The sequence below is a fragment of the Collimonas antrihumi genome (assembly GCF_018304965.1).
Classification (GTDB): Bacteria; Pseudomonadota; Gammaproteobacteria; order Burkholderiales; family Burkholderiaceae_D; genus Collimonas; species Collimonas antrihumi.
This window is the reverse complement of record NZ_JAGQED010000019.1, coordinates 63,716-87,727: the sequence shown is the minus strand read 5'-3', so window position 1 is coordinate 87,727 and position 24,012 is coordinate 63,716. Positions and strand designations below refer to the sequence as shown.

The 24,012-nt window shown below is 56.0% G+C and carries 23 protein-coding genes; 8 read left to right on the top strand and 15 right to left on the bottom strand.

Annotation, left to right across the window (positions count from 1 at the left end; all coding sequences use genetic code 11):
- Nucleotides 1-314 precede the first annotated feature (314 nt).
- The 10 genes from KHU29_RS15750 to KHU29_RS15705 all read right to left on the bottom strand — a co-directional run bounded on the left by KHU29_RS15750 (nt 315) and on the right by KHU29_RS15705 (nt 10,497).
- Nucleotides 315-1,865, bottom strand: a complete 1,551-nt coding sequence (locus KHU29_RS15750) for a 2-isopropylmalate synthase (RefSeq protein WP_211453706.1) — start codon at nt 1,863-1,865, stop codon at nt 315-317.
- 133 nt (nt 1,866-1,998) lie between these two features.
- A complete protein-coding gene (lysM, locus tag KHU29_RS15745; RefSeq protein WP_211453705.1) occupies nt 1,999-2,478 on the bottom strand; it encodes a peptidoglycan-binding protein LysM in 480 nt (159 codons plus the stop codon).
- Nucleotides 2,479-2,615: 137 nt separating this feature from the next.
- Nucleotides 2,616-3,488 carry a CDP-diacylglycerol--serine O-phosphatidyltransferase gene (gene pssA, locus KHU29_RS15740; RefSeq protein ID WP_211453704.1) on the bottom strand — a complete coding sequence of 291 codons (873 nt, stop codon included), beginning with the start codon at nt 3,486-3,488 and terminating at the stop codon, nt 2,616-2,618.
- A 63-nt stretch (nt 3,489-3,551) separates the two neighbouring features.
- On the bottom strand, nt 3,552-4,196 hold the full coding sequence (locus KHU29_RS15735; protein ID WP_211453703.1) for a phosphatidylserine decarboxylase: 645 nt from the start codon (nt 4,194-4,196) through the stop codon (nt 3,552-3,554).
- A 474-nt stretch (nt 4,197-4,670) separates the two neighbouring features.
- Nucleotides 4,671-4,868 (bottom strand): hypothetical protein, encoded by a 198-nt coding sequence (locus tag KHU29_RS15730; protein ID WP_211453702.1) that lies wholly within the window; start codon nt 4,866-4,868, stop codon nt 4,671-4,673.
- Nucleotides 4,865-5,629 carry an SIMPL domain-containing protein gene (locus KHU29_RS15725; protein ID WP_211453701.1) on the bottom strand — a complete coding sequence of 255 codons (765 nt, stop codon included), beginning with the start codon at nt 5,627-5,629 and terminating at the stop codon, nt 4,865-4,867. Before KHU29_RS15725 ends, KHU29_RS15730 begins: the two co-directional genes overlap by 4 nt.
- A gap of 164 nt (nt 5,630-5,793) precedes the next feature.
- Nucleotides 5,794-6,753, bottom strand: a complete 960-nt coding sequence (locus KHU29_RS15720) for an ion transporter (protein WP_211453700.1) — start codon at nt 6,751-6,753, stop codon at nt 5,794-5,796.
- 430 nt (nt 6,754-7,183) lie between these two features.
- On the bottom strand, nt 7,184-8,200 hold the full coding sequence (ilvC, locus tag KHU29_RS15715) for a ketol-acid reductoisomerase (RefSeq protein WP_038491226.1): 1,017 nt from the start codon (nt 8,198-8,200) through the stop codon (nt 7,184-7,186).
- 75 nt (nt 8,201-8,275) lie between these two features.
- Entirely contained in the window at nt 8,276-8,767 is a 492-nt protein-coding gene (gene ilvN, locus KHU29_RS15710; protein ID WP_014005248.1) for an acetolactate synthase small subunit, read from the bottom strand.
- A gap of 2 nt (nt 8,768-8,769) precedes the next feature.
- Nucleotides 8,770-10,497, bottom strand: coding sequence for an acetolactate synthase 3 catalytic subunit (locus KHU29_RS15705; protein WP_211453699.1), 1,728 nt, complete (start codon nt 10,495-10,497; stop codon nt 8,770-8,772).
- A 621-nt stretch (nt 10,498-11,118) separates the two neighbouring features.
- On the opposite strand from KHU29_RS15705, the gene KHU29_RS15700 reads away from it, so the two are divergent.
- Genes KHU29_RS15700 through KHU29_RS15685 form a run of 4 tightly spaced genes read left to right on the top strand, consistent with a single transcriptional unit; the run spans nt 11,119 to nt 13,404 of the window.
- Nucleotides 11,119-11,688 (top strand): RNA polymerase sigma factor, encoded by a 570-nt coding sequence (locus tag KHU29_RS15700; protein ID WP_092413402.1) that lies wholly within the window; start codon nt 11,119-11,121, stop codon nt 11,686-11,688.
- On the top strand, nt 11,685-12,092 hold the full coding sequence (locus KHU29_RS15695; RefSeq protein WP_211453698.1) for a DUF3619 family protein: 408 nt from the start codon (nt 11,685-11,687) through the stop codon (nt 12,090-12,092). The genes KHU29_RS15700 and KHU29_RS15695 overlap by 4 nt, the downstream gene beginning before the upstream one ends.
- Nucleotides 12,089-12,850 carry a DUF3106 domain-containing protein gene (locus KHU29_RS15690; protein ID WP_246542115.1) on the top strand — a complete coding sequence of 254 codons (762 nt, stop codon included), beginning with the start codon at nt 12,089-12,091 and terminating at the stop codon, nt 12,848-12,850. The genes KHU29_RS15695 and KHU29_RS15690 overlap by 4 nt, the downstream gene beginning before the upstream one ends.
- Nucleotides 12,851-12,855: 5 nt before the next feature.
- A complete protein-coding gene (locus tag KHU29_RS15685; RefSeq protein WP_211453697.1) occupies nt 12,856-13,404 on the top strand; it encodes an RDD family protein in 549 nt (182 codons plus the stop codon).
- A 134-nt stretch (nt 13,405-13,538) separates the two neighbouring features.
- Here the strand turns inward: KHU29_RS15685 and KHU29_RS15680 are convergent, their stop codons facing one another.
- The gene (locus tag KHU29_RS15680; protein WP_211453696.1) at nt 13,539-14,390 is read right to left on the bottom strand and encodes a ferritin-like domain-containing protein; all 852 of its coding nucleotides are present in this window, start codon (nt 14,388-14,390) and stop codon (nt 13,539-13,541) included.
- A 135-nt stretch (nt 14,391-14,525) separates the two neighbouring features.
- On the opposite strand from KHU29_RS15680, the gene KHU29_RS15675 reads away from it, so the two are divergent.
- Together KHU29_RS15675 and hslO are read left to right on the top strand one after the other, a co-directional pair.
- A complete protein-coding gene (locus tag KHU29_RS15675; RefSeq protein WP_211453695.1) occupies nt 14,526-15,050 on the top strand; it encodes a gamma carbonic anhydrase family protein in 525 nt (174 codons plus the stop codon).
- An 82-nt stretch (nt 15,051-15,132) separates the two neighbouring features.
- The gene (gene hslO, locus KHU29_RS15670) at nt 15,133-16,101 is read left to right on the top strand and encodes an Hsp33 family molecular chaperone HslO (RefSeq protein WP_211453694.1); all 969 of its coding nucleotides are present in this window, start codon (nt 15,133-15,135) and stop codon (nt 16,099-16,101) included.
- A 43-nt stretch (nt 16,102-16,144) separates the two neighbouring features.
- Here the strand turns inward: hslO and ftsB are convergent, their stop codons facing one another.
- The 4 genes from ftsB to pyrG form a co-directional block, all read right to left on the bottom strand.
- Nucleotides 16,145-16,525, bottom strand: coding sequence for a cell division protein FtsB (gene ftsB / locus KHU29_RS15665; protein WP_211453693.1), 381 nt, complete (start codon nt 16,523-16,525; stop codon nt 16,145-16,147).
- Between the two features lie 125 nt (nt 16,526-16,650).
- A complete protein-coding gene (gene eno, locus KHU29_RS15660) occupies nt 16,651-17,934 on the bottom strand; it encodes a phosphopyruvate hydratase (RefSeq protein WP_092413417.1) in 1,284 nt (427 codons plus the stop codon).
- A gap of 131 nt (nt 17,935-18,065) precedes the next feature.
- Entirely contained in the window at nt 18,066-18,920 is an 855-nt protein-coding gene (kdsA, locus tag KHU29_RS15655) for a 3-deoxy-8-phosphooctulonate synthase (protein WP_092413419.1), read from the bottom strand.
- 9 nt (nt 18,921-18,929) lie between these two features.
- Nucleotides 18,930-20,585: a CTP synthase gene (gene pyrG, locus KHU29_RS15650; protein WP_211453692.1), complete on the bottom strand. Its 1,656-nt coding sequence runs from the start codon at nt 20,583-20,585 to the stop codon at nt 18,930-18,932.
- Between the two features lie 323 nt (nt 20,586-20,908).
- Here pyrG and KHU29_RS15645 point away from each other — a divergent pair, with 323 nt between their 5' ends.
- Together KHU29_RS15645 and KHU29_RS15640 are read left to right on the top strand one after the other, a co-directional pair.
- Nucleotides 20,909-22,321 (top strand): MFS transporter, encoded by a 1,413-nt coding sequence (locus tag KHU29_RS15645; RefSeq protein WP_211453691.1) that lies wholly within the window; start codon nt 20,909-20,911, stop codon nt 22,319-22,321.
- 177 nt (nt 22,322-22,498) lie between these two features.
- Nucleotides 22,499-24,001 carry an efflux transporter outer membrane subunit gene (locus KHU29_RS15640; protein WP_211453690.1) on the top strand — a complete coding sequence of 501 codons (1,503 nt, stop codon included), beginning with the start codon at nt 22,499-22,501 and terminating at the stop codon, nt 23,999-24,001.
- Nucleotides 24,002-24,012 lie beyond the last annotated feature (11 nt).

Here is a 24,012-nt window from a genome sequence, read left to right as displayed (position 1 = left end):
AATTTCACTATTTTCGACCAGTCTTCACTTATGTTTTTGTACTCTTCGGCGACCATTATCTTTTGCGAGATTCATTTTAATTTCGCAATGTTATCCCGCAATCAGAATTTTGGTTAGCGCGTATGGGACTACCCCCGGCGCACGTACCCACGGAGTAGGTACCGTTTTAAGTAACAACGAAACCTCGTCGCATGCCACAACACATACTCCGTAGCCCGTTAAAAGGGGTCAGAGCCGCGCGAGGAGTGTAATTTACGACGATACAACTGTCGTAAAAAAATCTGACCCCATTTAACTGCAATTGCGAAGCGCGGTCACAACTGCGGGTTTAGCTTTTCGGACTTGGAATGTAGTTTGTTGAGGGCCGATAGATAGGCTTTGGCTGAAGCAACCACGATATCCAGATCGGCGCCGACGCCGTTAACTATGCGACCGGCTTTCGATAAGCGCATCGTCACTTCGCCCTGTGACTGCGTACCAGTAGTAATCGCATTCACCGAGAACAGCAACAGCTCTGCGCCACTGGCAACTTTCGTTTCGATAGCATTGACGATAGCATCCACCGGTCCGTTACCCTCAGCCTCGCAACTAGACTCCTTATCGTCAATTGAAAACACTATCTTGGCGCTAGGCTTTTCGCCCGTCTCAGAGTGCTGCGATAACGACACGAACCGATAGTATTCCTTATCGTGCGAATGCTGTTCATCAGATACCAGAGCGATGATGTCTTCGTCAAAGATCTCCGACTTACGATCCGCCAACTCCTTGAATCGCGAAAACGCAGCATTAACTTCCGTCTCCGATTCCAACGCAATACCGAGCTCCTCCAACCGCTGCTTGAACGCATTACGCCCAGACAATTTACCCAACACGATCTTGTTGGCACTCCAGCCCACATCCTCAGCCCGCATGATTTCATAGGTATCACGCGCCTTCAGCACCCCATCCTGATGAATCCCCGAAGCATGCGCAAAGGCATTGGCGCCAACCACCGATTTATTCGGCTGCACCGCAAAACCGGTAATCTGCGACACCAGCTTGGAAGCCGGCACAATTTGCGTAGTATCTATGCCGATATCCAGATTGAAATAATCGCGCCGGGTCTTGACCGCCATGACGATTTCTTCCAGCGCAGTATTGCCAGCCCGTTCGCCCAAACCGTTAATGGTGCACTCGACCTGGCGCGCGCCGCCGATCATCACGCCCGCCAGTGAATTGGCCACCGCCATACCCAGATCGTTATGACAGTGCACCGACCAGATCGCCTTGTCCGAATTAGGAATCCGCTCGCGCAGCGTCTTCAGCATCTGGCCGTACAGTTCCGGCACGCCGTAACCGACCGTATCGGCAAAGTTGATGGTGGTGGCGCCTTCTGCAATCACCGCCTCCAGTACCCGGCACAGGAAATCCATATCGGAGCGGCTGCCGTCTTCCGGGCTGAACTCAACGTCGTCGGTGAATTTGCGGGCAAACCGCACCGCCTGCTTGGCTTGTTCGAACACCTGGTCCGGCGTCATGCGCAACTTCTTTTCCATGTGCAGCGGCGAGGTCGCCAGGAACGTATGAATCCGCTTGCGCTCGGCCGGTTGCAGGGCTTCCGCAGCGCGCGCAATATCCTTGTCGTTGGCGCGTGACAGGGAACAGACGGTGGAATCCTTGATGATGCCGGCGATTGCCTTGATCGCCTCGAAATCGCCCGGGGAAGCAGCAGCAAACCCGGCTTCGATCACATCCACTTTCATTCGCTCCAGTTGCTTGGCGATGCGGATTTTTTCATCCTTGGTCATCGAGGCGCCGGGCGATTGTTCGCCATCGCGCAAGGTGGTGTCGAAAATGATCAGTTTTTCGGGCGAGTTGGCGGCCATGCTGTGCTCCTGATTGGTCTTGTAAACCATCAATTTTAAAGACTTTGACGGATTCCGGTATAAAAATCACAAAGTGACAGTTATAAAAAAACCGCCCGGGGCAAACCGGGCGGTCATGTTCAGTTCCTGTCAATCAGGCTAACGGCGGAATACGCAGCATCTGACCCGGATAAATCAAGTCAACGCTTTTCAGCATCGGCTTGTTGGCTTCGAAAATTGCCTGGTATTTATTTGGATCGCCATAGTATTGCTTGGAAATCTTCGACAGATTGTCGCCGCTGACCACGGTATACCATTGCGATTCGTCTGCAGCCTCGGCAACGGTCAGGTCATCGTTCACGCCGGCGACGTCTTTGACGTTGCCGCAGCACAAAATGATTTTTTCCCGGGTTGCCTGGTCCGGCGCCTCGCCGCTGGCGGTAACCGTTGACGAAGCTGCATCAAAGGCAATCGTCAAGCCACTGGTGTCGATTCCTTGCGTGCCAACGTAGGTCTTGATTGCATCAGCTGCGGCATTTTGCAACTCTTCGACGTTAGGGGCTGCAGCAACTTCCGCTGGTTTATGTCCCAGGAGCTTTTCGCCAGCGTCCTTAAAAAAAGAAAGTAAACCCATTTTTTTCTCCAGTAATAGTTGAAAAAGGATGATGCCACTTGCCTTGCTACCGTGCTGCTTGCAACTTAAGGTTTAACAACATTTAACCTTACTATTTAACCTTACCAATATTTCACAGGCGTGACCTTAGCTCTTGCTTAGTCCTTATCGTCGTGCTCAAGTTCCGTCTGCACGATACTCACCGGCGCGCCCTTGAACCAGCGCCAGAAATACACGCCGAAACCCGACAAGCCGTACAACACGAACAGGCCGAACAATACTTTCGACGGATCGCTGAAAATCGCCACTAGCGCCAGCACCACCAAAAACGCAGCGATGAACGGCATCGGCTTGCGCAGATTGATATCTTTAAAGCTGTAGAAAGGGACATTGGTGACCATGGTCAAGCCGGCGTACAAGGTAATCGCCCATGCCGCCCAGCTCAAGGATGCGCCGCGAAAACCGAGATCATCCATCAGCCAGACAAAACCGGCCACCAGGGCCGCCGCCGCAGGACTGGGCAAACCTTGGAAATACCGCTTGTCGACCACCGCAATATTGGTGTTGAAGCGCGCCAGGCGCAAAGCGCCGCCGGCGCAATACACAAAAGCCGCCAGCCAGCCCAATTTGCCCATGCCGCGCAAAGACCATTCATACACCACCAAGGCGGGTGCGGCGCCGAACGACACCATGTCGGACAAACTGTCGTACTGGGCGCCAAATTCGCTTTGGGTATTGGTCAGACGTGCTACGCGGCCATCCAGGCTATCCAGCACCATTGCCACGAAGATGGCAATCGAGGCTTGATCGAAGCGCAGGTTCATCGCCATCACGATGGCGTAAAAGCCGCAGAACAGCGCTGCCGTGGTGAAAGCATTCGGCAGCAGATAAATGCCGCGCCGGCGCCGGACTGGCGGATGCGCACCATCGTCATCCAGATACTCGTTGCGCTCAATGTTCTTGTTCGGGCGCAGCGCCTTGGGGAACTGGGCGCCGTTACTCTTCGCTTTACGGCGCTTGAATGTGGCCATGTAAGTTCCGTTTCAATCGACTCAAAATACTAACAACACAAAACAATACTTAAATTCGACTACTTAAAATTCGGCCAGGATAGTCTCTGTGGCGGATACCTTGTCGCCTACGGCAACCTTAGGTGTCGCCGTCAACGGCAGATATACGTCGACGCGCGAACCGAAGCGGATAAAGCCGTAGCGTTGACCACGCGCCAGCACATCAGCCACCTTGACGTAACACAGGATGCGACGCGCAATCAGGCCGGCTACCTGGACGCAGGTCACGGTCTGGCCGTTGGCTGCAGTGATGACCAGGGCGTTGCGTTCATTCTCGATCGATGCCTTGTCCAGATCGGCATTGACGAATTTGCCTGGGAAATACTGCACTTTCTCAATCTTGCCGTCGACCGGCGCACGATTCGAGTGGACGTTGAATACGTTCATGAATACGCTGATTTTCAAGGCTTCACGATTGGCGTAGGGATCCATGGTTTTTTCAACCACCACGATGCGGCCATCGGCCGGCGACAGTACCGAAGCCGGATTTTGCGGAATCACACGGGCCGGATCGCGGAAAAATTGCAATACGAATAATGCAATAATCCAGAATGGCAGCGACCATGCAAAAGAGAAAGACGCAACCAGCAGCGCGACCGCAAAGGCGATGCCCAAAAAGGGCCAACCCTCGCGGGCAATAATAGGATGGGGATAATTATTCAACTGCACTCCGGATTATCTTGATAAATGATGGAAATTTGAAAGCGTGGCTATTCTAGTCGAGCGGGAAATAAATGTAACCTGCTGCTTTATTGCTTAGTCGCCGCTCACTCGGCGCTTATTCGAGGCACAAAGCCAGTCTGCCAGTCGCCGGGCCGCCTGTTGATTAATAAATACCAGGTTACAGGCACTGGGTGAGTCGGTGATTAAGCCGGCAATTAAGTCGGTGAAATACGACCGCCTGCATGATATCAGTGGATCTGGATGTTCATCGAAAGAAACAGCGCCTTGGCATTGTATAAAAAGACCAAGCTTTTCGCTCGATTTTATTGATCTGGGTAAATATATTCAGCGTTATTCAGGAATATGTTTTCAATAGAATAACAAAACAGGAAGATATCACAAGAAGCTGAGGCGATCGCCTCAGCTGCCTTTTATTTCCATGGTTATTTCTGCTGTTATTTCTGCTGTTATTTCTATTGGTTATTTCTGCTGTTCTTCTTCGGCCGCTTTAGCCCGGTCCTGGGCCTGCTGCAACTGTTGCTCAACGCCTTTTGCCTTTTCCAGCGCATCGGTCTGGGTTTTGAAAATTTGCGGGGGAGGCGCCGACGGCTTGCAGCCGGCCAGCGCCAACATCAACGCTGCCCCCATGGTAAGGCCAAAGACGGCGAGGCGGCTCATTTGAAGCGGACTTTGCCAACCACGCGCATGTTCAATGTGGTTTCGCCCGGCTCGAAACTAGGTTCTTCCACCTGGACCGCGTCGTTCATCGACGCCGCCCGCATCATCATCGCTTTGGGCGCCGGCGCAGAATCCTGGGCATAGTTGCCGGACCCTTCGAAATCTACGGTATCGATCACGGCATCCGAAACATTGCGGCCCATTGCGTGGGCAATAGAGGCAATCCGCTCGGTCAGGTTCTGGTAGGTGGCGGCGATTCTCTGGTCATCCAGTTTTTTGCTGGTGGCGTCGCTCAAGCCAAAATACAAACCGTTGAGGCCCAACACGCTTTGCACCGCAGCCACTGTTTTCGGCAAATTGTTCAGATTGGTCGTGGTGGCGTCCAGATACTGGCCGACGCGCCAGCCGGTTGGCTGACGTGGCTTGTTCGCATTGCCGCGCGGTTGCGGCTGGTCTTCCGGATATACCGGATAGGTGTAATAACCACGTGTTTGGAGGATCGCCTGCGGGTCCTGGCGCTTCAGGATATCGGTGCCCTGCTTCATCTTCAGATTGACCCGGGAAGCTGCCGCCGCCTTGTCCTTATCCTGCTCTTCGACGTTGAAAGTAATCCTGACCTGGTCGTTGGCATGTTTGACTTCGCCGTAGGCGGGCACTACTACCAGGGTACCGCTAGTCGGCACGGTAGCGGGGGCGGCATGGGCCGCAAAACCCGTGGCAGCCAACAATGACGACAACATCAATTTGCGTGATCGCGACATATTCTTCTCCAGGAAAAAAATGGAGCGCTACCGGAAGTGCGCCCCGAAGATGATTAATTACAGACCACCCTTCGATTAGTTTTTGCCAAATTAGTTCGACGACAATATTGCCTGTGCTCAGCATCAAACGCAAGGTAGCAAAAAATGCGGGAACCTGGGCGATTCTATTTCTTTGGCGGGTCGCGACGCGCATTGCGTCCCATGCGCGCTTTGATTTCCGCCAGGTTGCCCGGCGTGGCAGCCTCAGAAGTGCCGGCCGCTGCCGCATCATACTGATACGGCGGCAGCTGTTCACCGCAGTGTTTGCAGAACAGCGAGTCCGCTTCGTGCCCCTCGGTAAGGCAATTGGTGCAGGTACGGGTGGTTGGCGTGCCCTTCATCATGGTCATCGCCAGTTCGACGCCGACGATCCCGGTCGGCAAGGCGATGATGCCGTAACCCAGCAACATCGCGCAGGAAGTGACCAACTGGCCCAACGGCGTTTTCGGATGGATGTCGCCATAACCGGTGGTGGTGAGCGTTACGATCGACCAGTACATGCCGATCGGAATGCTGGTGAAGCCGTTTTCCGGGCCTTCGATCACGTACATGATGGTGCCGAGGATCACGCTCATGATCAGTACCACGCCGAGGAACACCATGATCTTGTGGCGGCTGTTACGCAGCGCCTGCAACAAGACTTGCGACTCGTCGAAATAACGCGGTAGCTTCATCACGCGGAATACGCGCAACATGCGTAACAGGCGAACGTCGATCAGGAAATGGAACTCCGGCAGCAGAATCGCCAGGTAGGTCGGCAAGATCGATAACAGGTCGATGATGCCGAACAAGCTCGTGGCGTAGCGCAAGGGCCGCTTGACGCACAACAGGCGCACCACGTACTCGATGGTGAACAAGGCCGTGAACAACCACTCAAGTGCATTCAACACCAGAAAATCGCGGGCACGCACGGTGCCGACGCTGTCGACAATCACGGTCGCCACGCTCAGCACGATGATGATCAGCAAGGCGGTGTCGAAGCGGCGTCCGGCATCGGTGTCGGCTTCGAAAATAATCGTATAAAGACGTTCGCGCCATCCGCGATCGGGCTTGCCGAATTTACTGCCGATTGTATTTGTTGCCATATTGCCTAAGGAGTAAAGAAAATCGCCACGATTGAGGATGTCACAATCTAAACAATGTAAGGGTGCAGGTCAATCGCATCGTACGTTACTCTTAAGGAGAGGCTCGAATCCCCGCCGCGTCATCCCCGCGCACGCGGGCACCAAGGTGGAGAATCCAAGTTACTGACTAAAATGGATTCCCGCGTACGCGGGAATGACGGAAGTTTCAGGAGCCGTCTAAAACAAAAAGGGACGGCAATGCCGTCCCCTCCCTTTTCGTCGGAGCTAATCGATTTCTGATTAGTTCTTCGACTGATCAACCATCTTATTCTTTTTGATCCAAGGCAGGCTGGACGGGGTTTCGCAAAGCACCGCTTTGCGCCGTCCTGCCCAGCAAGCGCATGCAGGCGCTTGCTGCATGATGCCCGATCTCAAAACAAGAAAGCCCTGATTAGTTCTTCGACTGATCAACCATCTTATTCTTTTTGATCCAAGGCATCATGCCACGCAGTTGCTCACCAACTTGCTCGATTTGGTGCTCAGCAGTGATGCGACGACGGGAAATCAGGGTTGGCGCGCCAGCCTTGTTTTCCAGGATGAAGCTCTTCGCATATTCACCGGTCTGGATGTCTTTCAGGCACTGACGCATGGCGTCCTTGGTAGCTTCTGTAACGATCCGCGGGCCGGTGACATATTCGCCGTATTCAGCGTTGTTGGAGATCGAGTAGTTCATGTTGGCGATGCCGCCTTCATAGATCAGGTCAACGATCAGCTTCAGTTCGTGCAAGCATTCGAAGTAAGCCATTTCCGGCGCGTAGCCAGCTTCAACCAGAGTTTCAAAACCAGCTTTGATCAGTTCAACTGCACCGCCGCACAAAACAGCTTGCTCGCCGAACAAGTCGGTTTCGGTTTCTTCGCGGAAGTTGGTTTCGATGATGCCGGCACGGCCGCCGCCATTGGCGGTTGCGTACGACAAGGCGATATCGCGGGCGCTGCCGGATTTGTCTTGATAAACAGCGATCAGGTGCGGCACGCCGCCACCTTGGGTGTAGGTTGCACGGACAGTGTGGCCAGGCGCTTTTGGCGCGATCATGATGACGTCGAGGTCGGCACGTGGCACGACTTGGCCGTAGTGCACGTTGAAGCCATGGGCAAACGCCAGTGTCGCGCCCTGCTTGGCGAACGGTGCGACATTTTCTGCGTAAACCTGGGCGATATTTTCGTCCGGCAGCAAGATCATGATGACGTCGGCTGCTTTCACAGCGTCATTGACTTCAGCCACGTTCAGGCCGGCGTTCTTTGCCTTGTCCCACGATGCGCCGCCTTTACGCAGGCCGACTGTCACCTTGACGCCGGAATCGTTCAGGTTTTGCGCGTGAGCATGGCCTTGGGAACCGTAACCGATGATGGCAACGTTCTTGCCTTTGATCAGGGAGAGGTCGCTGTCTTTGTCGTAGAAAACTTTCATTTTTAATCCTATATATGTAATTTGATGTTTGGGTTTATTGCGCTGAACATTTCAGCGCGCTGTCTTATTGTTTGCTTAAACTTTGAGAATGCGTTCGCCGCGACCGATGCCAGAACCGCCGGTACGGACGGTTTCCAGAATCGCTGCACGATCGATCGAATCGATGAATGCGTCCAGCTTGCCCTTGTTGCCTGTCAGTTCCAGGGTATAGGACTTGTCGGTGACGTCGATGATGCGGCCACGGAAAATATCCGCAGTGCGCTTCATCTCTTCACGTTCCTTGCCAACCGCGCGCACCTTGATCAGCATCAGCTCGCGTTCGATATGTGCGCCTTCGGTCAGGTCGACCACTTTGACGACTTCAATCAGACGGTTCAGGTGTTTGGTGATCTGTTCGATCACGTCATCCGAACCGCTTGTCACGATGGTCATGCGTGACAAGGTCGCATCTTCGGTCGGTGCGACCGTCAATGTCTCGATATTGTAGCCACGGGCCGAAAACAGACCGACCACGCGCGACAAGGCGCCCGCTTCATTTTCCAGCAATACAGAAACGATATGTCGCATGATTACAGATCCTCCGAACCGAGCAGCATTTCAGTCAAGCCCTTGCCCGCCTTGACCATAGGCCAGACGTTTTCGGTTTGATCCGTAATGAAATTCATGAATACCAGGCGATCCTTCATGCCGAACGCCTCTTTCAGTGCACCGTCCACATCGGCCGGATTTTCAATTTTCATGCCGACGTGACCGAACGACTCGGCCAGCTTGGTGAAGTCCGGCAGCGAATCCATGTAGGACTCGGAATAGCGCGAACCGTAATCGATCTGCTGCCATTGACGGACCATGCCGAGGAAACGGTTATTGAGCAGAATGATTTTCGGCGTCAGGTGATATTGTTTGCAGGTAGCCAGTTCCTGGATGCACATCTGGATCGATGCTTCGCCGGTGATACAGGCCACGGTCGAACCCGGATTGGCCATCTGCACGCCCATCGCATACGGCAAGCCGACACCCATGGTGCCGAGGCCGCCGGAATTGATCCAACGGCGCGGCTTGTCGAAGCCGTAGTACTGCGCCGCCCACATCTGGTGCTGGCCGACGTCGGAGGTGATGAATGCGTCACCGTCGGTGATCTGCCAGACCTTTTGAATCACGGACTGCGGCTTGATCACTTCTTTCGAATCGGTAAACTTGAGGCAATCGCGGCCGCGCCATTCGTTGATCTGCTTCCACCAGCTGGACAAGGCCGGGGCATTTGGCCGGGTCTCGGCGGCATCCAGTTGCGCCAGCAGTTCTTGCAGCACATCCTTGACGTTGCCGACGATAGGAATATCGACCTTGACGCGCTTGGAAATCGACGACGGGTCGATGTCGATATGGATGATCTTGCGCGAAGCCGAGGTGAAATGCTTGGGATTGCCAATCACGCGGTCGTCAAACCGGGCGCCGATCGCGATCAGCACATCGCTGTTCTGCATCGCCATGTTGGCTTCATAAGTGCCGTGCATGCCAGGCATGCCGACAAACTTGTCGCTGGACGACTTGTAGCCGCCGAGGCCCATCAAGGTGGTGGTGCATGGATAGCCCAGGCGATCTACCAGCTTGTTCAGCTCAGGCGATGCATTCGCCAGGATTACGCCGCCGCCGGCATAGATCATCGGCCGTTCGGCTGTCAGCAACAATTGCACCGCCTTGCGGATCTGACCGGAATGCCCCTTGTCGACCGGCTTGTAGGAACGCATTTCGACTTCCTTCGGATAGTCGAAAACGTGGCGGTGCATGGTGATGTCTTTAGGGATATCCACCAACACCGGGCCGGGACGGCCGGTACTGGCGATAAAGAACGCCTTCTTGATGGTCGATGCCAAATCCTTGACATCCTTGACCAGGAAGTTGTGCTTGACGCACGGGCGTGTAATGCCAACTGTGTCGCATTCCTGGAACGCATCTTCGCCGATTGCGTAAGACGGCACCTGACCCGAAATCACCACCATCGGGATCGAGTCCATGTAGGCCGTGGCCAGGCCGGTCACCGCATTGGTGACGCCGGGACCGGACGTGACAATAGCCACGCCAACCTTGTTCGAACTGCGGGAATAGGCATCGGCTGCGTGAATCGCAGCTTGCTCATGACGTACCAGGATATGCTGGAATTTTTCTTGCTGGAAAATGGCGTCGTAGATGTACAGCACAGCGCCACCGGGATAACCGAACACGTGTTCGACACCCTCTTCTGCCAGGCAGCGCACGAGAATTTCCGCGCCGGTAATAGGCAAATTTATATCTTTGTTCATGATGACTAGATCCTTTCAAGGTCCATTGGAAATTGATCGGATGCTCTTTCCTGACGAAATGGCGCAGCGTACCAGTGCCACGGCGTCCCTTTTTTGTGCGATCACGTCATTCCGTTGCGTAGCCGTAGATACGATTCAAAATGGCGCTAAACGCTACTCGTTCGGCCGAAAATTCTGATTCCACCGCTGCCTGTTTCTCGCGCTTGTGGCACGGGTTGGAGCAAACAGCTTACAAATGTGAAGCATGCCTTTCTACCGAGCAACATCTTGAGTCGTCAGCGAAAAGGCTTGCACTCCAGTGTTCTGAAGTGGATAGCTACCATAATGCGTAGTTTCATTCCGGTCAAGCCAAATTGCATGAAATCCGAGTTAAATCGTGTCTTTTGCTGTAGATTTGCCCACAACCCTCCCCTTTTTTGCTAGGATTCGGCCAGTCTGGAAATTTATTGCAAGCCATTGTTTTCATTATTGCTTACATTGTTTATCCAGACGCAGGCCAAGGGCGGCAAGCGTAGACGAGTCCACAGCGGGGTCCGCCCCGGGCGTGATCGTATTCCGACTCGCAACAGAATCTTGAATCAGCAGTAGGTAGTTAGTGTATGACCCAATTCGCCGCGAAGCATGGCCACAGATAAAGAACTTTCCGATTTCCTTGAAAACGTAGAACGCCGGGCTTTCAAGCAGGCGGTGTACGCCGTCCGTAAAGACGAATCCGCGCTGGACATCGTCCAGGACGCCATGATCAAACTGGCGGAAAAATACGGCGACAAACCGGCGGCCGAACTGCCGATGCTGTTTCAGCGCATCCTGCAGAACACCATCCACGACTATTTCCGCAGGGAAAAGGTACGCAATACCTGGGTCAGCCTGTTTTCCAGCATGGGGCATAACAATGCCAATGACGAGGATTACGACGTCCTGGAAACCTTTGAGTCGGATGAAGATTCGCAAGCGACCGAATCCAGCGCCAACAAGTTGGAACGTGAGCAAATTCTCAACATGATCGACGAGGAAGTACAGAAACTTCCGGCGCGTCAACGAGAAGCCTTCCTGATGCGTTATTGGGAGGACATGGATGTTGCCGAGACCGCGGCCGCAATGGGATGCTCGGAAGGCAGCGTAAAAACGCACTGCTCTCGCGCAACGCACACTCTGGCGCTATCGCTCAAGGCCAAAGGAATCAGTTTATGAACAGTAAAGAAATCAATTTCGCTTTCAAGGTGCGGCACGCACTGAATGAAAACCTGGACAATTTGCCAGCCCCTACCGCTGACCGCCTGGCTGCTGCCCGCAAGGCGGCGATGGCGCGCAAGAAAAAAGATGCCCCGACCCGTGTGCTGGCGCATCAAGGCGTATTGGCAGGCCACGCCGGCAGCTTCTTCGGCGATCGCCTGTCCTGGCTGATGCGGATCGGTGTCGCCGTGCCGATTCTGGTTGGCGTGGTGCTGCTGTCCGGCTTGTATCAATACGAACAGCAACATCGGATTAGCGCCAACGCCGATATCGATGCCGCCATGTTATCGGACGAATTGCCGCCATCGGCCTACCTGGACCGCGGTTTTAGCGCCTACCTCGCCCAGCAGCAAGACCAATGACGTCAAACTCATCCTCCAATCCGAGCGCCCGCAAGCTATCCGTCAACATGTTAGGCAGCCGTCGCAAGCGTTTCATCGGCGCCGCGTGTGCGTTGCTGGTGACCGGCGCCGCCGCGCTGGCAGTACTCGGCCCGATTGCGCCGACCCAGGCGGCCGGCCGCCCTACTGCCGCCAGCTTCAAGGAAGTCCCTGCCAATCCGCCTAAAATGACCAAGGTGGCCGATAGCGCCGCTCCTGCCTGGAATGAACTGAGCGCCGTCCAGAAACATGTCCTGGAACCGCTCGCCCCCGACTGGGATAAATTAAAACCGGCCACCAAGAAGAAGTGGCTGGAAATCAGCGGCCGCTACGCCAGCATGACGCCGGCCGAGCAGGAAAGATTGCAGGCCAGGATGCGCGGCTGGGTAACACTAACTCCCGAGCAACGCCGTATCGCCCGTGAAAATTACGCTCGCGCCAACAAGCTTGATACAGAACAAAGAGCGCTGCGCTGGCAGCAGTATCAGCAATTGTCGGAGCAACAAAAGGCCGAGCTGGCTGAACAAGCAACGCCGCGCCACAAACGGGTAACCACCTTGCCGCCGACCACGCTCAACAAATCCAAACCGGCGGCGCCGGTCAAGCTGGCAACCCCTGCGAACCAGGAACCGACGGCGGCAGTCACGCCGACGCCGGCACCCGCACCGGGACCAGCGACAGCGCAGACACCAGCACCAGCACCGGCTCCAGCCCCGTCGCTGGCGCCAGCCACGAAATAAACATTTTGAATCCTGCCGCAACCGACCAGCTTGCCAGCCAACAGCAGACGCCATCGCTGAAACGCCGTTTCGGCAGCATCATGTATGAAGCCATGTTGTTGTTCGGCATCCTGTTTATTTCGGGATGGATTTTTTCCACTTTGCTGCAACAGCGCAACGCGCTTTACTTGCGCCATGGACAACAAGCCTGGCTGTTCATCGTACTCACCCTGTATTTCGTCTGGTGCTGGAGTCACGGCGGGCAAACGCTGGCCATGAAAACCTGGCGCATCCAGCTGGTCAACCGCGACGGCAGTGCGGTCAGGGCCGGCCGTGCCGCCATCCGCTTCCTGCTCAGCTGGTGCTGGTTCCTGCCCGGACTGGCGCTGGCCTGGGCGCTAGGCGCGCATGCCTGGTCGCTGGTGTTGATCCCGGCGGTGAATTTCGTGCTCTGGGCCATGACTATCTATCTCGATCCGCAACGGCAATTTCTGCATGACCGTATCGCCGGCACCAAGCTGGTGAACATGGCGGAAATCGTCAAACCTGTCGGCAAACACAAGTGGTATCACTAGGTGCTCGTAGGGTGGGCAAGGTTTTTGCCCACGCGTGACCGCGATAACCGGAGTGCAGACCGGCATGGCGCGGAAACAGGCATGTGCATGTTGTGAATTCCGCGTGGGCATATGTGCCCACCCTACCCGATAATTCAGAGCGACTTTGTCTCTTCTATCAGGGCCAGCAATTCCGGTTCGGAAAATCCAGCCGCCCTCCTCGCTTCCAGATTGAACGGCCCGCGCAATATCGGCGCCTTGTGCTGCAGTGCCAAGGCGGCAAAGGTTGCCAGCGGTTCCAGCTGGCGCGCCTCGCAAAGCCAGCCATACCAATGATTGCCGATTGCCACATGGCCGATCTCATCGCGCAAGATAATGTCGATGATCGCCGCCGCATCTTCATCGCCGGCCTGCGCCAGTTTGGCGCGGGTGCGCGGTGATGCGTCCAGGCCGCGTGCTTCCATCATGCGCGGCACCAGCGCCATCCTGGCCAGGATGTCATGGCTGGTTTTCTCAGTCAGTTCCCACAAGCTGTTATGCGCCGAAAAATCGCCGTAGGCAAATCCCAGCGTCTGCAAGTGACTTACCAACAAGCTAAAGTGATAAGCTTCCTCCCTGGCGACACGCAGCCAGTCGACGTAATAATCTTCCGGCATCCCGGCGAAACGCCAGATGGCGTCGAGCGCCAGGTTGATGGCGTTGAATTCGATATGCGCCAGCGCGTGAATCATGGCGGCACGCCCTTCCAGCGAAGCCATCGAGCGATGCTTGACTTCGCGCGGCGGCACCAGCGCCGGCAGTTGCGGGCGGCCCGGTATGCTTAAGGTTGCAGCGAGGACACGCTGCTTATCCAGTGTCATTTCGGCATTTTTCCAGCTTGCTGCCATTGCTTCTACCCCGGCAACCTTGGCGGCAACATCGGCCTCGCAGAGCCAATGCAGGGCGGCGGTACGTAACTCAAGTTCGTCTAGCTCGCCTGGCTTTGAGAGAAAGGAAGAATGGTTCATGTTGACAGCGGTAAAATGGCGCTACTGTTGAAAAATCGCACTTTGGACATATCTATAAGCATTAGATCAGCATACCGCAAGCATCCAGCAAAAGGGCATCAGGCATGCCCGGCAACCAGCATTCTACGGAGATTTATGGCCATCTACCAATTGGGCGAGCATGCCCCCGACATCGCCCCTTCAGCATATATTGCGCCGTCTGCCACTCTGATCGGCAAGGTCAGGATCGAAGCTGACGCCAGCATCTGGTTCGGCGTCACGATCCGTGGCGACAATGAATTGATTACGGTCGGCCAGGGCAGCAACGTGCAGGAAAGCAGCACACTGCACACCGACATGGGTTTTCCGCTGACGCTAGGCAAGAACGTCACCGTCGGACACCAGGCAATGTTGCACGGGTGCACTATTGGCGACGGCGCGTTGATCGGGATTCAGGCCGTCATCCTGAATGGCGCCAAGATCGGCAAGAATTGCCTGGTCGGCGCCGGCGCGCTGGTCACCGAAGGTAAGGAATTCCCGGATAACTCGCTGATTATCGGCTCGCCTGCCAAAGCCGTACGGATCCTGAGCGAGCAAGACATCGCGGCGCTGGCCGGCAACGCCACGCACTACATACATCGCGGACAAGAGTACAAAACCGACCTGAAGCAAATCGGATAAACAACATAAGTAGCATTCAAGTAGTAATCAGCGACAAATTAGCAGCAACAAATTAGCGGCAACAAATTAGCGGATAAAAAATATGGACGTAACAAAAATGATGGATGCCGGCGAAATACACGGCGATAGCGACTCATTACAGAAATTCATGGTTGAGAACGCTGCCGTGCGTGGTGAACTGGTACAGCTGTCTGCCACCTGGCAGCAGACGCTGACGCACCGCCAGTACCCGGCGCCAGTCACGACGTTGCTTGGTGAAATGATGGCTGCGGCGGCGCTGCTGTCCGCCAATTTGAAATTCAACGGCGTCATCGTCATGCAAATTTACGGCGACGGCCCGATCCGGCTGCTGGTGGTTGAATGCGATTCGCAACTGCGGATGCGTGCCACGGCAAAGCTCGCGCCCGATGCAGTGATCGACCTCGACGCCACCATGTCGCAGCTGGTTAACCTGAATGGCCAGGGACGTTTTGCAATCACGCTCGATCCACAAGACAAAATGCCTGGCCAAAAGGCTTATCAAGGCATCGTGCCGCTGGATGGCGAGAGTATCTCCACCGTCATCGAAAACTACATGCTGCGCTCGGAACAGCTCGATACCAGGCTATGGCTGGCAGCTGACAACAAAGTTGCACGCGGTTTGCTGCTGCAGAAACTGCCGAATCACGGCGGCATCGATGTACCCGTCAACGACGACCTGGAAACATGGAATCGCTTCCTGGCGCTGGGCGGCACTTTGCGTCCTGAGGAAATGCTGGCAACCGATATCCAGACGCTGCTGCGCCGCCTGTTCTGGGAAGAAACCATTCGTGTTTTCGAACCGCAGCAACCCAGTTTCCAATGCAATTGCTCACGCGAGAAAGTCGGCAACATGTTGAAAATGCTGGGGCAGCCGGAGATCGAGGAAGCCCTCGCCGATTTGGGCAAGCTGGCGGTGGATTGCGATTTCTGCGGCAAGCATTATGAATTCGACAAAGTCGATTGCGCGCACCTGTTTGCCAGCGCGGCGCCGGTTGAAGCGTTGCTGCCTACCGGCAGCAGCAAGCATTAAAGATAAGTGTAAGTACTAAGGACGGATATAGAGATACAAGAAATCAGGGTTCTGATTTCTTGTTCTTTTCGGATGGCACAGCGACCGCGATCGTCTTTTCTATCGCCGTCAATTCTGCATTTGGCGGAGCCGGCGCATCTGCCGGATTGCCGTTCGGATCGAGAATCTGTATGAAAATCTCGTCTTTCTTGATCATGCCCAGCTCGGTGCGCGCCCGTTCTTCGACCGCACCGGTGCCTTCTTTCAAATCATGCACTTCCGAATCCAGCTTGGCATTGCGGGCTTTCAGTTCGTCCACCTTGTCATGGGCGGCATGCACTTGCTGATCCATGTCCCACACACGCAGCCAGCCGCCCTTGCCTAGCCACAGTGGGTACTGGACCAGTATCAGCAAAGCGGTCAGGAAAATGGCAATCAGGCGCATCGTTTGGGGTTGACTCCACTGTCTTATCTAATCATACGTAGGGTGGGCAAGATTTTTTGCCCACGCTGAACGGCCATCAACGAATTGCAGTTCCGCGTGGGCACGAGTGCCCACCCTACTCGTGTTTATTTAAGATTATAAAACGCGCCACGGCCAGGGTAGCTGGCGATATCGCCCAGATCTTCTTCGATACGCAGCAGCTGATTGTATTTAGCCATGCGATCCGAACGCGACAACGAGCCGGTCTTGATCTGCAAGGCATTCATGCCTACCGCGATATCGGCAATGGTCGAATCTTCAGTCTCGCCCGAACGGTGCGAGATCACTGCGGTATAACCGGCGCGCTTGGCCATTTCAATCGCAGCGAAAGTTTCGGTCAAGGTGCCGATCTGGTTGATCTTGATCAGGATCGAGTTGGCGATATCTTTATCGATACCTTCCTTCAGGATCTTGGTGTTGGTGACAAACAGGTCGTCGCCAACCAGCTGGATTTTCTTGCCCAGTGTTTCTGTCAGCAGTTTCCAGCCGTCCCAGTCGTTTTCGGCCATGCCGTCTTCGATGCTGATGATCGGGTACTTGTCGCACCACGATGCCAGCAAACCGGTGAATTGCGCGCCGGTCAGGGTCATGTTTTCGCCGGCCAGAACGTAGCTGCCGTCTTTGTAGAATTCGCTTGCGGCGCAATCCAGGCCGAGAGCGATCTGGGTGCCTGGCTCGTAGCCTGCGGCTTCGATCGCCTGGATGATCAGCTTCAGCGCATCTTCGTGGCTAGCCAGCGATGGTGCAAAACCGCCTTCATCGCCAACCGACGTTGCCAGGCCCTTGTCGTGCAAGATTTTCTTCAGCGCGTGGAATACTTCAGCGCCGTAACGCAGCGCTTCGCGGAAGCTAGGTGCGCCAACCGGGATGATCATGAATTCCTGGATATCCAGGTTGTTGTCAGCATGCTCGCCACCGTTGATGACGTTCATCATCGGCACAGGCATTTGCATCGCGCCGCTGCCGCCGAAATAACGGTACAGAGGCAAACCGGCTTCTTCTGCTGCCGCTTTGGCAACTGCCATCGACACTGCCAGCATCGCGTTGGCGCCCAGGCGGCTCTTGTTTTCAGTGCCGTCGAGATCGATCAGGGTGCGGTCCAGGAACGCTTGTTCGCTGGCGTCCAGGCCCATGATGGCTTCGGAAATTTCTGTATTGATATGCTCGCAGGCCTTCAACACGCCCTTGCCGCCGTAACGACTCTTGTCGCCGTCGCGCAGTTCGATCGCTTCGCGTGAGCCGGTGGAGGCGCCGGACGGTACCGCCGCACGCCCCATGACGCCGGATTCCAGCAAGACGTCGCATTCGACTGTCGGATTACCGCGCGAATCAATAATTTCGCGGCCAATGATGTCAACGATTGCACTCATGTATTTCCCTATCAAATAAAAATATGCGCGATATTAAAACCATTTACGGGGTCAGACTGCTGGCGCTGCCACTTGTGTGTATAGCAGTAGCGATATAGTCAAACGAATCCAGCGAGCCCGGCCCCAAGCAATCAACCGAAATTGCTTTCGATAAAGCCATTCTTTTTGACGACCCGATCCAGGTCTATCATGGTCGACAACAATTCTTTCATACGTCCCAGCGGCACCGCATTCGGGCCGTCGGATTTAGCTTCTGCAGGATTCGGATGGGTTTCCATGAACACCCCGGCAACGCCGACCGCAATCGCGGCCCGTGCCAGTACCGGCACGAATTCACGCTGGCCGCCGGAAGTGCTGCCCTGGCCACCCGGCAACTGCACCGAGTGGGTAGCATCGAACACTACCGGGCAACCGGTTTCGCGCATGATCGCCAGCGAACGCATATCCGATACCAGGTTGTTGTAACCGAACGATGCGCCGCGTTCGCATGCCATGAAATTATCTTCCGGCAGGCCGGCTTCGCGGGCAGCGGCACGCGCCTTGGCGATGACATTGATCATGTCGTGCGGGGCCAGGAACTGGCCTTTCTTGATATTCACCGGCTTGCCCGATTGCGCGCAAGCGTTGATGAAATCGGTCTGGCGACAGAGGAAAGCCGGTGTCTGCAAGACATCGACCACCGCCGCCACCGGCTTGATTTCATAGATTTCATGGATATCGGTCAGCACCGGCACGCCGATTTGCGCTTTGACTTCAGCCAGGATCTCCAGTCCTTTTTCCATGCCCAGGCCGCGGAAAGAAGTGCCGGACGAACGATTCGCCTTGTCGAAAGACGATTTGTAAATGAAGTTGATGCCCAGCGCGCTGGCGATCTCTTTCAATTGTCCGGCGGTATCGAGCGCCATCTGGCGCGATTCGATGACGCACGGGCCGGCGATCAGGAAAAACGGTTGATCCAGACCGACATCAAAGCCACAAAGTTTCATGTTCTTTCCTTACGCTGCGATTGCAGTATTAGCTTGCTTGTGCGCCAACGCAGCCTTGATGAACGAAATAAACAGCGGATGCCCATCGCGCGGAGTCGATTTGAATTCCGGGTGATATTGAACACCAACGTACCAAGGGTGGGCATTATCGCCGTTGCGTGGCAGTTCCATGATTTCGCACAAGCCTTCGGTCGGTGTACGGGCCGATACCACCAGGCCTGCCGCTTCGATACGGTCCAGGTAATGGTTGTTGGCTTCGTAGCGATGACGATGGCGTTCGGTCACGGTCGGGCCGTAGATTTCGGAGGCCAGTGTATCCGGTTTGACATCGCAGGTTTGCGCGCCCAGGCGCATGGTGCCGCCCAGATCGGAGTTAACGTCGCGCAACTCTACCTTGCCGTCGTGATTTTGCCATTCAGTGATCAGGGCCACTACCGGCTGATCGGTTTGCGCATCGAATTCAGTCGAATTGGCGAGCGGCAGGCCGGCCTTGCCACGTGCATACTCAATCAATGCAACCTGCATGCCGAGACAGATGCCCAAATAAGGAATCTTGCTTTCACGGGCGAAACGGGCGGCCGCGATCTTACCTTCGACGCCACGCTTGCCGAAGCCGCCTGGTACCAGGACCGCATCGTACTTGGCTAATGCGCCGGTGCCGTTGGCTTCGATTTCTTCAGAATCCAGGTATTCGATGTTGACCCGGCTGCCGGTATGGATACCGGCGTGGCGCAAGGCTTCAGTCAGCGACTTGTAGGACTCGGTCAGGTCGACATATTTGCCGACCATGCCGATAGTCACTTCGTAGGTCGGGTTTTCCAGCGCATGCACCAGCTTGGTCCAGACCGAGAGGTCGGCAGGCCTAGGCGACAGGCCCAGCTTTTCGCAGACAATCGCGTCCAGCCCCTGGTCGTGCAGCATTTGCGGGATCTTGTAGATGGTGTCAGCGTCCCACACCGAAATCACGGCATCTTCCTGGACGTTCGAGAACAAGGAAATCTTGGCCCGTTCGTCGTCAGGAATCGGGCGGTCGGCGCGGCACAGCAAGGCATCTGGCGAAATACCGATTTCGCGCAGTTTCTGCACGCTATGCTGGGTCGGCTTGGTCTTCAGCTCACCGGCCGATACCAGATATGGCACCAGGGTCAGATGGACGAAAGCGGCTGCATTGCGGCCGGCACGCAGGCTCAGTTGACGCGCTGCTTCAAGGAACGGCAAGGATTCGATATCACCGACAGTACCGCCGATTTCCACCAGCGCGACGTCGAAACCTTCGGCGCCGCGATAGATGTAATCCTGGATTTCATTAGTGATATGCGGAATAACCTGTACCGTCTTGCCAAGGTACTCGCCCCGGCGTTCCTTGCGGATCACGGATTCGTAGATCTGGCCGGTAGTGAAATTATTCACCTTCTTCATCTTGGCCGTAATGAAGCGCTCATAGTGGCCGAGGTCGAGATCGGTCTCTGCGCCATCGTCGGTCACAAACACTTCGCCGTGCTGGAACGGGCTCATGGTGCCTGGATCGACGTTGATGTACGGATCGAGTTTAAGAAGGGTGACTTTAAGGCCGCGCGATTCTAATATCGCGGCGAGAGAGGCGGCTGCAATCCCTTTACCAAGGGATGAGACAACGCCACCGGTAACAAATACAAACTTAGTCATTACGGAAGGTGCCGAACGGCACATGCGGGAAATTCGAATTATACATCAAACAGCCGCTGCGACAGCCGCCGGTGATCCTAAAAATAGCGGCTTGTTGTTGCCAAGCCAGTGCCAAGCCCGTCAACCCTCGCAACCATCACAACTATCGCCGAACTGATGCCTGCGTGAAATTGTGCTTCATGTGATAATTCGCGGCTTCCGCCCCGGCTCATCAATGCTTCCCTGATCCTGTTGCTCATTTTAATGCTGACCGTCCCTGCCTCGCCATTATTCCGATCAAGTGTTGCGCCAAAGCCGCGCCGCCCTGAACTCGTTTCAACACTATGAGTAAGCTCTTCGGCGATCTCGCAGAGGACGACGGCCTGCCCGGAGCAACACGCCGGGTGGCGATTATCGTCATGATCCTTGGCACCAGCATGACCGTGCTGGACGGCTCTATTGTCAATGTTGCGCTGCCCATGATTGCCCGCAGCCTGCAGGTCGAGGCCGCCGACGCCGTATGGATAGCCAACGCCTACATCCTCGCCGGCGCCATGACCATGGTCGCCTTCGCCTCGCTAGGCGAGGTGCTCGGCTTTCGCCGTGTATATATGAGCGGCATCCTGGTATTCACCCTGGCTTCGCTAGGCTGTGCGCTGTCGTCGTCGCTGGCGATGCTGAACGGCATGCGACTTTTACAAGGCCTGGGCGGCGCTGCCGCCATGTGTATCGGTCCGGCGCTTTACCGCAACATATTCCCTACCCGCCTGCTGGGAGCGGCATTAGGCGTCAACGCCCTGGTGGTGGCCTCCTCCACCGCTGCCGGGCCGGCGATTGGCGGCCTGATGCTGTCGGTGCTGAGCTGGCCGTGGCTGTTTGCCGTCAATGTGCCGATCGGCATCGTCACGCTGTTGATGGCATGGCGCGTGTTGCCGCGCGATCCGGGACGCGGCGGTAAATTCGACGCCGTCGGCGCCGTGCTGTCGGCACTGGCGCTGGGCACCTTCGTGATGGCAGTCGACGGCTTATCGCGCCACGATAGCTGGGGCAAGGAATTGCTGCTCTTCGCGATCGCCCTGGCTTCAGTTATTTTATTTATCATTAGACAACGACGTTACGCCGCACCGTTATTACCTCTTGATATTTTTGCATCACAACGTTTTTCCATGGCGGTAGCTACTTCGCTCTGTTCTTTTGTCGGTCAGGGAATTGCCTTTATTGCACTACCATTCCTGTTTCAAGGCGCCTATGGCTTTAGTCCGCTGCTATCGGCCGCCTTGTTTACTCCCTGGCCAGTGGCGATTGCCATCACGGCGCCGATCGCCGGCCGCCTGGCCGACCATTATTCGGCGTCGCTGCTATCCACCTGCGGCTTGCTGGTGCTGACGCTAGGCCTGGTGTTGCTAGCCTGCCTCGGCGAACACGCTTCGGTGGCGGATATCTTATGGCGCGCCTTTGTGTGCGGGCTCGGTTTCGGTTTTTTCCAGAGTCCCAACAATCGCGAAATGCTGAGCAACGCACCGCGTGTGCGCAGCGGCACCGCATCCGGCGTGCTGGCGATTGCCCGCACTTTCGGCCAATCCCTGGGCGCTGCGCTGGTCGCCGTGGTGCTTGCAGCAACCAGCATCGCCCAGGCTACAGCCGACACCGCGCATATCGACGCCAGCGCGGTCCATTTGTCGCTATGGCTGGCAACAAGCGCAACCCTGCTTGCAACCGTCATCAGCGCACTGCGTATCAAACACGGACGAAACTGACAGAATTGTCATATTTGCGACAGCATCAGGTACCGCAGCAAGACTTAAAGTATTCCTGAATATTGTCCGATGCTGCGATTGTTGTGACTGTTGTGACTGTTGAGATTATTACAACTGCTGCTTGCTCGCCGCCCGGACATTCCATCCGATGTTCCGAACGTCAGACCAAGCAGACTCATGAACTTCTCCTTTCCCCCAAGACTCCAGCGCTCGTTTGCAACCAGCATCATGGCTGCCGCAGTTGCGCTCTCGCTGACAGCATGCGCAGTCGGCCCCGATTATGTGCGGCCGTCGATGGATGTGCCTGCCAGCTATAAAGAGAGCGGCCCGTGGAAACAAGCGCAGCCGCAGCCAATCGACAGCCGCAACTGGTGGGAAGTCTATGGCGACGCCACCCTGAACAACTTGATAGAGCAAGCCAACCAGGCCAACCAGAATATTCGCCAGGCAGAAGCCCGGTATCGGCAGGCACGCGCTGCCGCCGATGCGGCACGCGCCGGCTTCTGGCCGGCGATCGGTGTCAACGCCGGCGTCGACCGCGCACTCACCAACAGCAACGGCGCCAAGCTCGGCAATGGCTACAGCGCCGGCGTGCAAGGCAGCTGGGAGCCGGATGTCTGGGGTAGCGTGCGACGCTCGGTGGAAGCCGGCGATGCCGGCACCCAGGCCAGCGCCGCCGACCTGGCCGCCGCTCGCCTCAGCATCCAGGCAACCCTGGCGCAGGATTATCTGCAACTGCGGATCACCGATCTGCTGAAAGATTTGTATGCGCGCACCACCGCCGCCTACACCCGCTCGCTGCAACTGACCAAGAGCCAGTATGCAGCCGGAGTCGCACTGCGCTCGGACGTGGCGCTGGCGGAAAGCCAGTTGAAAACCGCCGAGGCGCAAGCTATCGATTTGCAGGCGCAGCGCAGCCAGTTGGAACACGCTATCGCCATCCTGACCGGCAAGGCGCCTTCCGGATTCAATTTGACTGCGAATTTAGCTACGTCATCGGCTGACACCCAAATGCTTCGCAAGATGCAGGCAGGCTTGCCGCCTATTCCAGCCGGCCTGCCCTCGGATCTGCTGGAACGCCGTCCCGATATCGCCAGCGCCGAACGCCATGTTGCGGTTGCCAACGCCAACATCGGCGTCGCCAAGGCTGCCTTTTTCCCGGCATTGATGCTGAGTGCCAGTGGTGGCTTCAGCAGCTCCAGCCTGGCGCAGTGGTTCGACACGCCAAGCAGGGTCTGGTCACTGGGGGCTGCACTGGCCGCATCCATTTTCGACGGTGGCTTGCGGCGCGCGCATAGCGACCAGGCGATTGCCGCGTATGACGTCGCGGTAGCGCAATACAAGCAAACCGTACTGGGCGGATTCCAGGAAGTGGAAGACAACCTGGCCACGCTTAACGTCCTGGATCAAGAGGCGATCGCCCAGAACCAGGCGGTGCAAGCCTCGCAACTGGCAGAACGGCTGGCGCTCAGCCAGTATCGCGCCGGCACTGCAACCTATCTGACGGTGGTCACGGCGCAAACGCTTGCCCTGAACAATGAGCGCACTTTAGTGCAATTGCTGGGCCGCCAGCTGCTGGCTAGCGTTGCGCTGATCAAGGCTGTCGGCGGCGGCTGGGATGCCAGCCAACTGAGCGGCGCCGAGCGCACGGCCCAAGCCAAAAACAGTACAACCAATTAATTCCTCGAGCA

Bases quoted from the DNA above. Each gene is read 5' to 3' on its own strand.
- KHU29_RS15750 (WP_211453706.1), bottom strand. From the start codon at position 1,865: ATGGCCGCCAACTCGCCCGAAAAACTGATCATTTTCGACACCACCTTG.
- lysM (WP_211453705.1), bottom strand. From the start codon at position 2,478: ATGGGTTTACTTTCTTTTTTTAAGGACGCTGGCGAAAAGCTCCTGGGA.
- pssA (WP_211453704.1), bottom strand. From the start codon at position 3,488: ATGGCCACATTCAAGCGCCGTAAAGCGAAGAGTAACGGCGCCCAGTTC.
- KHU29_RS15730 (WP_211453702.1), bottom strand. From the start codon at position 4,868: ATGAGCCGCCTCGCCGTCTTTGGCCTTACCATGGGGGCAGCGTTGATG.
- KHU29_RS15725 (WP_211453701.1), bottom strand. From the start codon at position 5,629: ATGTCGCGATCACGCAAATTGATGTTGTCGTCATTGTTGGCTGCCACG.
- KHU29_RS15720 (WP_211453700.1), bottom strand. From the start codon at position 6,753: ATGGCAACAAATACAATCGGCAGTAAATTCGGCAAGCCCGATCGCGGA.
- ilvC (WP_038491226.1), bottom strand. From the start codon at position 8,200: ATGAAAGTTTTCTACGACAAAGACAGCGACCTCTCCCTGATCAAAGGC.
- ilvN (WP_014005248.1), bottom strand. From the start codon at position 8,767: ATGCGACATATCGTTTCTGTATTGCTGGAAAATGAAGCGGGCGCCTTG.
- KHU29_RS15705 (WP_211453699.1), bottom strand. From the start codon at position 10,497: ATGAACAAAGATATAAATTTGCCTATTACCGGCGCGGAAATTCTCGTG.
- KHU29_RS15700 (WP_092413402.1), top strand. From the start codon at position 11,119: ATGGCCACAGATAAAGAACTTTCCGATTTCCTTGAAAACGTAGAACGC.
- KHU29_RS15695 (WP_211453698.1), top strand. From the start codon at position 11,685: ATGAACAGTAAAGAAATCAATTTCGCTTTCAAGGTGCGGCACGCACTG.
- KHU29_RS15690 (WP_246542115.1), top strand. From the start codon at position 12,089: ATGACGTCAAACTCATCCTCCAATCCGAGCGCCCGCAAGCTATCCGTC.
- KHU29_RS15680 (WP_211453696.1), bottom strand. From the start codon at position 14,390: ATGAACCATTCTTCCTTTCTCTCAAAGCCAGGCGAGCTAGACGAACTT.
- KHU29_RS15675 (WP_211453695.1), top strand. From the start codon at position 14,526: ATGGCCATCTACCAATTGGGCGAGCATGCCCCCGACATCGCCCCTTCA.
- hslO (WP_211453694.1), top strand. From the start codon at position 15,133: ATGGACGTAACAAAAATGATGGATGCCGGCGAAATACACGGCGATAGC.
- ftsB (WP_211453693.1), bottom strand. From the start codon at position 16,525: ATGCGCCTGATTGCCATTTTCCTGACCGCTTTGCTGATACTGGTCCAG.
- eno (WP_092413417.1), bottom strand. From the start codon at position 17,934: ATGAGTGCAATCGTTGACATCATTGGCCGCGAAATTATTGATTCGCGC.
- kdsA (WP_092413419.1), bottom strand. From the start codon at position 18,920: ATGAAACTTTGTGGCTTTGATGTCGGTCTGGATCAACCGTTTTTCCTG.
- pyrG (WP_211453692.1), bottom strand. From the start codon at position 20,585: ATGACTAAGTTTGTATTTGTTACCGGTGGCGTTGTCTCATCCCTTGGT.
- KHU29_RS15645 (WP_211453691.1), top strand. From the start codon at position 20,909: ATGAGTAAGCTCTTCGGCGATCTCGCAGAGGACGACGGCCTGCCCGGA.
- KHU29_RS15640 (WP_211453690.1), top strand. From the start codon at position 22,499: ATGAACTTCTCCTTTCCCCCAAGACTCCAGCGCTCGTTTGCAACCAGC.